11 protein-coding genes are annotated in these 11,180 nt (G+C 66.2%); 4 read left to right on the top strand and 7 right to left on the bottom strand.

The features are described 5' to 3' along the window. Positions 1–9: 9 nt before the first annotated feature. On the top strand, positions 10–465 hold the full coding sequence (locus AC07NT_RS03950; RefSeq protein ID WP_498597729.1) for a RidA family protein: 456 nt from the start codon (positions 10–12) through the stop codon (positions 463–465). Positions 466–504: 39 nt separating this feature from the next. Here AC07NT_RS03950 and AC07NT_RS03945 read toward each other — a convergent pair whose 3' ends face one another. From AC07NT_RS03945 to AC07NT_RS03920, 6 genes are read right to left on the bottom strand one after another with little or no spacing between them, the layout of a single operon-like run. Beyond that, positions 505–2,244, bottom strand: a complete 1,740-nt coding sequence (locus tag AC07NT_RS03945; RefSeq protein WP_498597730.1) for a methyl-accepting chemotaxis protein — start codon at positions 2,242–2,244, stop codon at positions 505–507. Positions 2,245–2,297: 53 nt separating this feature from the next. Further along, positions 2,298–2,783, bottom strand: coding sequence for a 2-amino-4-hydroxy-6-hydroxymethyldihydropteridine diphosphokinase (gene folK, locus AC07NT_RS03940; RefSeq protein WP_498597731.1), 486 nt, complete (start codon positions 2,781–2,783; stop codon positions 2,298–2,300). Next, complete coding sequence (pcnB, locus tag AC07NT_RS03935) at positions 2,780–4,324, bottom strand: polynucleotide adenylyltransferase PcnB (RefSeq protein ID WP_498597732.1); 1,545 nt, start codon at positions 4,322–4,324, stop codon at positions 2,780–2,782. Before pcnB ends, folK begins: the two co-directional genes overlap by 4 nt. Continuing rightward, on the bottom strand, positions 4,324–5,007 hold the full coding sequence (locus AC07NT_RS03930) for an HAD family hydrolase (protein WP_498597733.1): 684 nt from the start codon (positions 5,005–5,007) through the stop codon (positions 4,324–4,326). The genes pcnB and AC07NT_RS03930 overlap by 1 nt, the downstream gene beginning before the upstream one ends. Further along, positions 5,004–5,690 carry a DnaA regulatory inactivator Hda gene (gene hda / locus AC07NT_RS03925; RefSeq protein WP_498597734.1) on the bottom strand — a complete coding sequence of 229 codons (687 nt, stop codon included), beginning with the start codon at positions 5,688–5,690 and terminating at the stop codon, positions 5,004–5,006. Before hda ends, AC07NT_RS03930 begins: the two co-directional genes overlap by 4 nt. Then, the gene (locus tag AC07NT_RS03920; RefSeq protein WP_498597735.1) at positions 5,687–6,769 is read right to left on the bottom strand and encodes an AI-2E family transporter; all 1,083 of its coding nucleotides are present in this window, start codon (positions 6,767–6,769) and stop codon (positions 5,687–5,689) included. Before AC07NT_RS03920 ends, hda begins: the two co-directional genes overlap by 4 nt. Before the next feature lie 94 nt (positions 6,770–6,863). On the opposite strand from AC07NT_RS03920, the gene purM reads away from it, so the two are divergent. From purM to AC07NT_RS03905, 3 genes are all read left to right on the top strand, one after another. After that, a complete protein-coding gene (gene purM, locus AC07NT_RS03915; protein ID WP_498597736.1) occupies positions 6,864–7,907 on the top strand; it encodes a phosphoribosylformylglycinamidine cyclo-ligase in 1,044 nt (347 codons plus the stop codon). 21 nt (positions 7,908–7,928) lie between these two features. Continuing rightward, positions 7,929–9,128 carry an MFS transporter gene (locus AC07NT_RS03910; protein WP_498597737.1) on the top strand — a complete coding sequence of 400 codons (1,200 nt, stop codon included), beginning with the start codon at positions 7,929–7,931 and terminating at the stop codon, positions 9,126–9,128. Positions 9,129–9,256: 128 nt separating this feature from the next. Beyond that, the gene (locus AC07NT_RS03905) at positions 9,257–10,306 is read left to right on the top strand and encodes a nucleotide-binding protein (protein WP_498597738.1); all 1,050 of its coding nucleotides are present in this window, start codon (positions 9,257–9,259) and stop codon (positions 10,304–10,306) included. Positions 10,307–10,321: 15 nt separating this feature from the next. On the opposite strand, the gene AC07NT_RS03900 is transcribed toward AC07NT_RS03905, so the two are convergent. Then, complete coding sequence (locus AC07NT_RS03900) at positions 10,322–11,173, bottom strand: SirB1 family protein (protein WP_498597739.1); 852 nt, start codon at positions 11,171–11,173, stop codon at positions 10,322–10,324. Positions 11,174–11,180 lie beyond the last annotated feature (7 nt).

The following is an 11,180-nucleotide window of genomic DNA, read 5'->3' as shown; positions in this document are numbered from 1 at the left end:
GGAGTCCCCATGAACATCAACGACAAACTCAAACAGCTCGGCATCACCCTGCCCCCGGTGGCCACGCCGGCCGCTGCCTACCTGCCTTTTGTGCGGACCGGCTCGCTGGTTTTCCTCAGCGGCCACATCGCCAAGAAAGACGGCAAGCCCTGGGTCGGCCAGTTCGGCAAGACCATGACCACCGAAGAAGGCAAGGCTGCAGCACGCGCCGTGGCCATCGACCTCATGGGCACGCTGCAGGCCGCCGTCGGCGACCTCAACCGCGTCAAGCGCATCGTCAAGGTGATGTCCCTGGTGAACTCCACACCGGACTACACCGAACAGCACCTGGTCACCAATGGCGCCAGTGAACTGCTGGGCGAAATCTTCGGCGCCAAGGGCTCACACGCACGCAGTGCCTTTGGTGTGGCGCAGATCCCCCTGGGTGCCTGTGTGGAGATCGAGCTGATTGCCGAGGTGGACTGAGCAGGGGAAAGAGGCTGGGAACTGGAGAAGCCAGCGCCCTCAGAAGCTTTCCCAATCCGCGTCGCTGCCGGCCTTGGCCGGGGCGACGACAGGCGTCGCCGGCTTGGTCGCCGCTAGCGCCGGGGCTTTGGTCGCGGCCGGCTTGGTGGCTGCCGGTGCGGAACGGGCCACGGCTGGCGGCTTCGGGCGGTTGTCGGGTACCGCACGTGGCGCCACAGCCATGGCCGTCTGAGCACCTGCCAGCTTGAACACCGCCACGGCCTGAGCCAGCTGGTCGGCCTGTTCGCGCATGCTTTGCGCAGCGGCGGCGCTCTGCTCGACCAACGCGGCATTCTGCTGCGTCATCTGGTCGAGGTTGGCAATGGAGGTGTTGACCTGGGCAATGCCGGTGCTCTGCTCGCCGGCAGCGGCGGTGATCTCACCGATCACATCGGCCACGCGGCGCACCGACTGCACGATCTCGTTCATGGTGTCACCGGCCTGACCCACGAGCTGGGCACCCGAATCGATCTTCTGCACCGAGGTGTTGATCAGGGCCTTGATCTCCTTGGCCGCTTCGGCGCTGCGCCCGGCCAGGGAACGCACCTCACCCGCCACCACGGCAAAACCACGGCCCTGCTCCCCGGCGCGCGCAGCTTCCACCGCGGCATTGAGCGCCAGGATATTGGTCTGGAAAGCGATGCCGTCGATCACGCCAATGATGTCGCTGATCTTCTTGCTGCTGGCGTTGATCTCGCTCATGGTCGTGACCACTTCCTGCACCACGGCCCCCCCTTTTTGCGCCACGGTGGAAGCGCTGGAGGCCAGTTGCGAAGCCTGGCGCGCGTTGTCCGCGCTGTGGGACACCGTGCTGGTCAGCTCCTCCATCGCCGAGGCCGTGGACTGCAGATCGCTGGAAGTCTGCTCGGTACGCACCGAGAGATCGTGGTTGCCGGTGGCGATCTCTGCACTGGCGATGGCGATGCTGTCCGTGCTCTGACGCACCTGCTGCACCATGCGGGCCAACGCCTCGTTCATGCGCGCCAGCGATTTCATGAGGGTACCGAACTCGTCACCACGTGCCGTGTCGATGCGCGCACTGAGATCACCCTGGGCGATGCGCGCAGCCAGCTCATTGGCCTCCTCCAGCGGCTCGCGGATGGAGCGGATCAGCACGGTGGCCCCGATCAGGATGGCCGCCAGGATCACGACGATGGCGCCACCGGCGATCTTGATCGTCAGACCACGCGCGACCGAAATTTCTTCCGAGTAGCGTTTCTCGGCGCTTTCCTCCAATTCCACCAGCTCACGCAGGGTAGCCACATAGGTATTGACCGCGGGCATGTACTGCTCGTTCACGATCTTCTGGGCGCCTTCGCTGTCCCCCGAGGCCTTGGCCTTCTGTGCCTGGTCGCGAAAATCGAGCATGGTCTTGCGTATGCCAGCGATCTTAGCCATCTGCGCTTGTTCCTCAGCGCTCAGCTCCATGGCCTCGATCGCCTGCTGGGCCTTGGCAATCCGGGCGGCGGTACCTTTGATGTCCTCGGCCATGCGCCCCTCGACCACCGGATCAAAGGTCATGATCATGGACACGGTGCGGGCCGCATTGGCCTCGGTCAGGCCGGCCCAGGCACTGGCCAGATTGACCCGGGTATTGAGCGCACGCAAGGTCGTTTCGCTTTCAACTTGCAGCCGGGCTGAACGCGCGGCCGCGAAAGCAATCAATGCGGTCAGGGAAATGATGATGACGGCAACACTGAGCCAGAGCTTGGTCGCCACATGCATGTTTCTGAAATTCATCGCTGGATCCTGATGGGCAATCGCTTCATTCTAGTGGGGCCCTCAGAGCCCTATCACAGGCTGGAGATGCGGGAAATCACCTGCTTTTCAACCTTTTGCAGCTGGGCTGGGCTGACGAGGGCCGGGGCGATTTCCGCCAGGGGCAGGAGCACAAAAGCACGTTCGCTCATGCGCGGATGCGGCAGGGTCAGCAGCGGGTCGTCCTGCTGCAATTCGCCGTAAAGCAGGATGTCCAGATCCAGGGTGCGCGGGGCGTTGCGCCAGGGGCGCTCACGGCCGGCGGCCTGCTCTATGCCCTGCAGGCCAGCCAACAGCTCGTAAGGGCCCAGGGCCGTGGACAGCTTGGCCACTGCATTGACGTAGTCCGGACCCGAGGAATCAACCGGCGCACTGCGATAGAGCGAAGAGGCACGCAAGACCTGTGTGTGCGGCAGGGTTCCCAGGTCGTTCAACGCCTGGCGCAGTGCGGCCTGCGCGTCCCCCAGATTGGCCCCGAGTGCGACATAGGCCGTCACCAAGGCATGGGGGACCGGGTTCACGCCCCGGTGCCCGGCGCGCCGTCGCCGGATTTCTTCGCACCGGAACGGCGACGCCTGCGGCGCTTCTTGGGCGCGGCGTCGTCCTCCGCAGCCGCCTCGGGTTCGGCCGGGCGTGGTGCGGCAGCCTGGCGTTCAGCGCCTGCCGTGCGCGGCTGGCGCGGAGCCTGGGCACGTTGACGCGTCTGCTCCTCCCGCGCCTGGTCGATCAGGTCCTGGCGCAGATTGTCGTCACCCGTGCTGAACTCCTGCCACCAGTCGGCCAGCACCACGTCGATCTCGCCGATGTCGGCACGCAGGCGCATGAAGTCGAAACCGGCGCGGAAACGCGGCTGCTCGGCCAGGCCGTAGGGCGCGCTGCCCACGCGCTTGTCGAAGCGCGGCTGCATCATCCAGATCTCGCGCATATCGGCGGCCAGCTTGCCCCGCCCCGACACATCGCCGATGCGGGCGTTGAAGACATCGTCGATGGCGTCCTGCAGTGCCGGGTGGGCATGCTGACGCTCTTTGATGCGTTGGGCCCAGCCGTCGCGCACGTCGGACCACAGCACGCAGGCCAGCAGGAAGCTGGGCGCCACCGGCTTGCCTTCGCCCACGCGGCGGTCGGTGTCTTCCAGCGCAGCCTTCACAAAGGGTTCAGCCGCACGCTCGACCACCAGGTCCAGCAGCGGGTAGATGCCGCGGTCCAGCCCCAGCTTCCTGAGTTGCTCCACCGTGGCCAGGGCGTGGCCGGTCTGCAGCAGCTTGAGCATCTCGTCGAACAGGCGGCTCTGCGGCACATCGGCCAGCAGGTCCCGCATCTCCTTGAGCGGCTTGGCGGTCTTGGCCTCGAACTTGAAGCCCACGGCGCTGAGCTTGGCGGCAAAACGCACGGCGCGGATGATGCGCACCGGGTCTTCGCGGTAACGCGTGGCCGGGTCGCCGATCATGCGCAGCACGCGTTTCTTCGCATCCTGGATGCCACCGTGGTAGTCGACCACCACCTGCGTCTCCGGGTCGTAGTACATGGCATTGATGGTGAAATCACGCCGCGCGGCATCCTCGTCCTGCGGACCCCAGACGTTGTCGCGCAGCACGCGACCGCTGGAATCGACCGCGTGCTTCATCCCGGCCAGTTCGCTCTTGCTGGTGCGCTCGTTGCCGGCCACCTGCTCGGCGGCTGCGTTGTCCATGTAGGCGCGGAAGGTGGAAACCTCGATCACCTCATGTTCGCGCCCGCGCCCATAGACCACGTGCACGATGCGAAAGCGCCGTCCGATGATGAAAGCACGCCGGAACAGTCCCTTGACCTGCTCGGGCGTGGCGCTGGTGGCCACGTCGAAATCCTTGGGCCGCAGGCCCAGCAGGAGGTCGCGCACGGCACCGCCCACGATGTAGGCCTCGTAGCCGGCATCCTGCAGGGTCTGAACCACATCCAGCGCGCGCTTGTCGACCAGCGTCGGGTCGATACCGTGTTCGGCCGCGCTGAATTCACGCCGTTTGCCGAAAGCCGGCTGGGGCGCATTCGCCTTGCCCAGCAGCCTGTTGATGATTTTCTTGATCATTAGTTGAATAGTTCCAGTACCCGCCAGCCGCGCTCCAGAGCCAGGGCGCGCAGGCGGTCGTCGGGGTTGGTGGCCACCGGACAATCCGCATTGTCCATCAGGGGCAGGTCGTTGACCGAATCCGAGTAGAAAGTGACCTCGGCGTCATGGCGATTCAGTCCGCGCGCGGCCAGCCACTCGCCAAAACGCTGCACCTTGCCTTCACGAAAAGAGGGGGTGCCGCGGATCTCTCCAGTAATCCAGCCGCTGGCGTCCCGCTCGAGCTCCACGGCGATCAGCTGCTGCACGCCAAAGGCCTCGGCGATCGGACGCGTGACGAACTCGTTGGTGGCCGTGATGATGAGCACCTCGTCGCCGGCATCCCTGTGCTGGCGCACCAGTTCCAGCGCCTGCGGGCGGATCGCCGGGCGTATCACTTCCGACATGAAGCGTTCACGCGCCGCCAGTGCCACCTCGGGCCCCTTGAGGCGTGCCGCCTCGGTGGCAAAACGCACGTAGTCGTGCACGTCCAAGGTTCCAGCCTGGTAATGGGCATAGAACTCGTCGTTGCGCCGCGCGAACGCCACCGGGTCGGTCCAGCCTATGGTGGTGGTGAAGGTACCCCAGGAATAGTCGGAATCGATCGGCAGCAGGGTGTGGTCCAGGTCGAACAGGGCCAGCCTGGTTTTGGTCTTGTGGGTCATATCTCTTGAAGCATCGCCTTGATCAGCGGGATCGTTATGGCGCGCTGGGTCTGCAGGGCGTAGCCGTCCAGGTGGTCGAGCAGCTGCATGAGGCTGCCCAGGTCTCGGCTGAAACGCGTGAGCATGAAATCCATGACCTCGTCGCCCAGGAAGATGCCACGTGCATCGGCCGCCTGGCGCAGCACGGCGCGGCGTTCGGCCTCGCTGAGCACCTGCAGGCTGTAGACATGGCCCCAGCCCAGGCGGGTGCGCAGATCTTCCCTGAGTTTGAGCCCCGCCGGTGCCAGTTCTCCCGCAGCCAGCACCCACTGGTGCCCCGTCTGCGCATGCACGAACCAGTTGAAGGCCGCGTGCTGCTGCACGGCGGTGTAGAGCTGCACATCGTCCAGCAGGACGGCGGCCCAGCGCTCGTCAAACGGCGGTGGTTCGGCGATGCTGGCGTCAAGCCAGCCGACCGTTGCGCCCTGCTCACGCAGGGCCTCACGCACAGCCTTGAGCAAATGGGTTTTGCCGCTGCCCGAAGGCCCCCAGAGAAAGGTCGGCACCGGCGAGCGCATGGCCGCACTGGCACCGCCACCGACCCACAGTTCGAGATGGCGCAGCACGGCTTCGTTGGGTCCGGCCATGAAATTGGCCAGGGTCGGGCCGCTGCCCAACCCGATGTCCAGTGCGATCTGTTTCATCCCCGGTACACGCTGCTGCTCAGATAACGCTGTCGCAGGCGCCTGATCGCCACCAGCAGCACAGCACTGACCGGCAATGCGACCAGAATACCGACGAAACCAAAGAGCTGCCCAAAGGCGAGCAGTGCGAAGATCACGGCCAGCGGGTGCAGGCCGATGCGCTCGCCCAGCAGCCGCGGCGTGAGGTACAGGCTCTCGACCAGTTGGCCCAGGCCGTAGACCACACCCACCATGAGGGCGACGCGGCTCAGGCCACCGTCACCGCTGAATTCCAGCAGGCCCGCCAGCACGGCCAACAGCAGGCCCAGGCCGAAACCCACATAGGGCACGAAGATGGCGAGGCCGGTGAAAATGCCGATGGGCAGCGCCAGATCGAGGCCGAAAAGGCTCAGCGCCACGCTGTAATACACCGCCAGGATCAGCATAACCAGCAGTTGACCCCGCAGGTACTGGCCCAGCACTGCATCGGCCTCGGTCACAAAGCTGTCGTAGCTGCCACGCAGATGCCTCGGTACCAGATCGGTCACGCGCTGCACCACAGCTTTCCAATCCAGCAGCAGATAGAACAGAGCCACGGGGATGAGGATCAGGTTGCCCAGCACCGTCAGCGCGACGCTCCCGCCGATCTTGAGCGAGGTCAGCAAAGAGCCCAGGGCCTCCTCCATATTGGCGTTGAAGTACTTCATGAGGGCCGGCTTGAGGCTGGCCGTGTTGAAGGACAGTTTGATCCCCAGCTCCCGCAACAGGGGCTGGACACCGGCATTGAGCCGGTCCAGCAGTTGAGGCAGCTGTTCGCGCAGCAGGGGCCACTCGCGGGTAAGCACGGGCACCAGCAGGAGCAACAAACCCAGGACAGCCAGCACCAGCAGCAACTCCACCACCAGCACCGCCAGCAGTCGCGGCACGCGGCCGCGCGCCAGGGCGTCCAGTCGGTCCACCAGGGGGGTCAGTGCGTAAGCCAGCACGGCCGCCACGACGAAGGGCGTCAGCACCGGGCCAAGCAGCCAGAGCGCCAGCACCAGTACACCGGCGGCGGAACTCCAGGCAAGGGCACTTTTTTGGGAGGTGGTCAGGGACATGGAAAAAGGTGGTGGCCAGGGCCCGCCAAGGCAAACCCTTAAAATCAATGCAAATTCTATCGGGCTTGGCCTCTGCCAAGTCTGGCACTACCTCATGAGCACCTCCAAGACCCCCTCCCCCCTGTCCTACAAAGACGCTGGCGTCGACATCGACGCCGGTGATGCACTGGTCGAGCGCATCAAGCCCCTGGCCAAGAAAACCATGCGCGAGGGCGTGCTGGCGGGCATCGGCGGCTTCGGCGCCCTGTTCGAGGTGCCCAAGCGCTACAAGGAGCCTGTGCTGGTCTCGGGTACCGACGGCGTGGGCACCAAGCTCAAGCTGGCCTTCGAATGGAATATGCACGACACCGTGGGCATCGATCTGGTGGCCATGAGCGTCAACGACGTGTTGGTCCAGGGCGCCGAGCCCCTGTTCTTCCTGGACTATTTCGCCTGCGGCAAGCTGCACGTGGACACGGCCGCCGCCGTGGTCGGCGGCATCGCCAAGGGCTGCGAACTCTCGGGCTGCGCCCTGATCGGCGGCGAAACCGCGGAGATGCCCGGCATGTACCCGGCGGGAGAATACGACCTGGCTGGCTTTTGCGTCGGGGCGGTCGAGAAGTCCAAGATCCTGACCGGCCAGAGCGTGAAGCCCGGCGACGTTGTACTGGGCCTGGCTTCCAGCGGTGTGCATTCCAACGGTTTCTCGCTGGTGCGCAAGTGCATCGAGCGCGCCGGCGCTGACGTCCCCGCCACCCTGGACGGCAAGCCCTTCAAGCAGGCCGTCATGGAGCCGACCCGCCTCTACGTCAAGAATGTGCTGGCCGCCCTGGCCCAGCACCCGATCAAGGCCCTGGCCCACATCACCGGCGGCGGCCTGCTGGAGAACATCCCGCGCGTGCTGCCCGAGGGTACGGCCGCCCACCTGAAGAAGGGCAGCTGGCCGCAAACCGAACTCTTCGCCTGGCTGCAGAAGACTGCGGGCATCGACGATTTCGAGATGAACCGCACCTTCAACAACGGCATCGGCATGGTGGTGGTGGTCGCCGCTGCCGACGCTGCCGCCACCGCCCGGACCCTGCGTAGCCTGGGCGAGCAGGTTCACGAGATCGGCACCATCGCCGAGCGTGGCGCCGGCGCGCCGGTGGTCGTCGCCTGACCTTCATCCCGTCAGGCCCGCATGCCTGAAAAATCCCTGCCCCCACGCATGCCCGCCAGCATCTGGGCGCTGGGTTTCGTCAGCCTGCTGATGGATATCTCGTCCGAGTTGATCCATAGCCTGCTGCCGGTCTTCCTCGTCACCGGCCTGGGCGCCAGCATGCTGGTGGTTGGCCTACTCGAAGGTGCAGCCGAGGCCACGGCCCTGATCGTCAAGGTCTTCTCGGGGGCGCTCAGCGACTGGTGGGGCCGGCGCAAGCCGCTGGCCGTGCTGGGCTACAGCCTTGGCGCCCTGACCAAACCCCTGTTCGCCCTGGCCACAACGGTCGAACCCGTGGTGATTGCCCGCCTGCTCGACCGTGTGGGCAAGGGGATCCGCGGCGCCCCGCGCGACGCCCTGGTGGCCGACATCGCGCCGCCAGAACTGCGCGGCGCCGCCTTCGGCCTGCGCCAGTCGCTCGACACGGTTGGCGCCTTTCTCGGCCCTCTGCTGGCCATGGGCCTGATGTTGGTATGGGCCAATGACTTCCACGCCGTGTTCTGGGTGGCCGTGATCCCCGCCTTCCTCTGCGTGGCCCTGCTCGTCCTTGGCGTGCAGGAACCGGAGCGCCCGGCCGGCGCCCCCCGCACCAACCCGATCCGGCGCGAAAACCTGCGTCGGCTGACCGGCGCCTACTGGTGGGTCGTCGGCATCGGGGCGATCTTCACGCTGGCCCGGTTTTCCGAGGCCTTCCTGGTGCTGCGCGCCCAGCAGGATGGCCTGTCCCTGGCCTGGGTGCCGCTGGTCTTGATCGCCATGAACGGGGTCTACGCGCTGGGCGCCTACCCCTTCGGCAAACTGGCCGACCGGATCGACCACCGCCTGCTGCTGGCCTGGGGCCTGGGGCTGCTGATCGCCGCCGACCTGTTGCTGGCCTGGAGCGGCCGTGGCCTGTTCGTGTGGGGTGGCATCCTGCTCTGGGGCCTCCACATGGCCATGACCCAGGGCCTGCTGGCCACCATGGTGGCCGACACAGCCCCGGCCGATCTGCGCGGCACGGCTTTCGGCATGTTCAACCTCGTGAGCGGCCTGTCCATGCTGCTGGCCAGCGCCCTCGCCGGGCTGCTCTGGGACCGGTGGGGCGCACCCAGCACCTTTGTTGCGGGCGCCGTGTTCAGCATCGCCGCGCTTGTGCTGCTGGCGCTGCGACCACCGGCCCCGCGCCCGGACAGCAAGGGCTGAACCGCCGCCGCCCTCTGGCGAGTGTTGCTTTTCGCTACAAAATCCCTAGCTATCTATACCCGCTGGTACTGGACTTTCAGATTGTTTCAGGTCACACTGCAGTTTTTGGTTCACCGCCAGGAGCATTCATGCCTGTGATCGCTGTGGTCAATCGCAAGGGAGGGAGCGGCAAAAGTACGCTCGCGGCTCACCTGGCGGCTTGGTGCGCACACCAGGGCAGCGCGGTCATGCTCGGTGATGTGGACCGTCAGCAATCCACCCGCTCCTGGCTGCGCAAGCGCAGCGAATCCCTCCCCGCCATTGCGCCCTGGACGGTCGACCAGAACATCCTGCGCGTGCCCGCCGGCATCACCCACGTGATCCTGGACACCCCGGGTGGCCTGCACGGTTTTGATCTCGCGCGCATGGTCATGTTCGCCGATATCATCCTCATGCCGGTCTGCGGCTCGGCCTTCGACCGCGAATCGGCCGCCGACTGCCACGCCGAACTCATGGCCCTGCCTCGCGTGGCCACCGGCCGCTGCAAGGTTGCCTGCATCGGCATGCGCATCGATACGCGCACGCGCACCCCGCAGGTCCTCAAGGATTGGGCCACCGGCCTGGGCATGCCCTTTCTCGGCGTGCTGCGCGAAAGCCAGGCCTACGTACAGTGCCTGGAACGCGGCATGACCATCTTTGACTTGCCGGCCGACCGCGTACCGACCGACGTACGCCAGTGGCAGCCCATCCTGGGCTGGCTCGAACCGCAGCTGACCATCGCACCCACAACGACCACGGGCAACCAGGCATCGGCCTCTTCCGCCGCCTTGCCAGCCCGCCCCCCGGTCGCGCCTGCGCCCCTGCCCAGCCGTTTACTGGCCACGCACCAGCCGGCAGCAGCCAGTCGCGGCCTGGCGTCCGGGCCAGCCGCTGCTCCCATTGCCAGCCCGGCCACACCATCGGCTGCCCGACCAGCCCCCAGCCCGCTGGCACGTGAAGCCGCGCCGGCCGTTCCCCGCATGTTGGTCTCACGGCCGCAGCCGGCCGTTACACGCCTGAACAACACGCGCGTGCTGGACCGGGTCGCAGGCAACAATGCGTCGCTGCGCAGCACCACGGCGGCCACACGTGCCACCGATGCGCCCCAGGCGCAGGAGGCGCCGCCGATCCCGTCATTCCTGAAGCTGGTGAAGTGCTGAGGCCCTGAAGGGCCTCTAGCCCAGCGCGCGGCGCAGGTCGGCCACGCGTTCGGCAATCGCCGCAGCATCCTCTCCGCCCTCGACCTGTTCGAGGTAGATTTCCAGATCCTGCACCGCCAGGCCCAGTTGGCCCAGCTCAGCCTGAGCCAGACCGCGGTCACGGTATTCATTCCAGGCCTGCGGCAACAGCACCAGCAAACGATCCTCCACGGTGACCAGGCGCTGCCAGTCCTGCTGCGTGCGATGGATTTCCTTGAGGTTGCGCAGCATGCGCGCAACGATCTCGCGCGCCGGCATGGCCTGCAGATAGTGACCCAGCGGAACCTCGGAACTGCCAGGCATGCTGTGGTTGCCGCGCCAGGCCTCCAGCCGCATCTGCAATTCCTCGCGGCTCAGCGACTGGCCGCTGAAGGGGTCGATCACCACCTGCGCATGCGGCAGGTTGACCTTGACCATGAAGTGACCGGGAAAGCCCACTCCATGCGCCGGCAGGCCCAGGCCCTGCGCCAGCTCCAGCCACAGCACAGCCAGCGAAACCGGGATGCCGCGCCGGCGCTCCAGCACCCGGTGCAGGTAGCTGTTCTCCGGGTCGTAGTAGTGGTTGAGGTTGCCGCCGAAATGCAGCTCGTGAAAGAAGAAGTGGTTGAGCAGACGCAGCTTGTGCATGGCCGGCGCGTCGGCCGGCAGACGCCGGCGCAGGCGAGCCAGCAGCGCATCCACCTCGGCCAGCACCTGCTGCACGTCCAGGCGCGGGTATTCGTCCTGCCCCAGGCAAACGGCGGCTTCGAGCAGATGGAACTGCGTGTCGCTCTGGACCAGGGTACCGAAATAATCCAGCGGCGTGGGCAGTTTGAAGGACAGGTTCATGGGCGCG

This window comes from Hylemonella sp. GW821-FHT10B10 (assembly GCF_059415585.1).
This window is presented reverse-complemented; position numbering and strand designations above follow the sequence as displayed.

Coding starts and splice junctions, on each gene's coding strand:
- AC07NT_RS03930 (WP_498597733.1), bottom strand. CDS start 5,007: ATGACCCACAAGACCAAAACCAGGCTGGCCCTGTTCGACCTGGACCAC.
- purM (WP_498597736.1), top strand. CDS start 6,864: ATGAGCACCTCCAAGACCCCCTCCCCCCTGTCCTACAAAGACGCTGGC.
- AC07NT_RS03910 (WP_498597737.1), top strand. CDS start 7,929: ATGCCTGAAAAATCCCTGCCCCCACGCATGCCCGCCAGCATCTGGGCG.
- AC07NT_RS03900 (WP_498597739.1), bottom strand. CDS start 11,173: ATGAACCTGTCCTTCAAACTGCCCACGCCGCTGGATTATTTCGGTACC.
- AC07NT_RS03920 (WP_498597735.1), bottom strand. CDS start 6,769: ATGTCCCTGACCACCTCCCAAAAAAGTGCCCTTGCCTGGAGTTCCGCC.
- AC07NT_RS03905 (WP_498597738.1), top strand. CDS start 9,257: ATGCCTGTGATCGCTGTGGTCAATCGCAAGGGAGGGAGCGGCAAAAGT.
- AC07NT_RS03950 (WP_498597729.1), top strand. CDS start 10: ATGAACATCAACGACAAACTCAAACAGCTCGGCATCACCCTGCCCCCG.
- pcnB (WP_498597732.1), bottom strand. CDS start 4,324: ATGATCAAGAAAATCATCAACAGGCTGCTGGGCAAGGCGAATGCGCCC.
- hda (WP_498597734.1), bottom strand. CDS start 5,690: ATGAAACAGATCGCACTGGACATCGGGTTGGGCAGCGGCCCGACCCTG.
- AC07NT_RS03945 (WP_498597730.1), bottom strand. CDS start 2,244: ATGAATTTCAGAAACATGCATGTGGCGACCAAGCTCTGGCTCAGTGTT.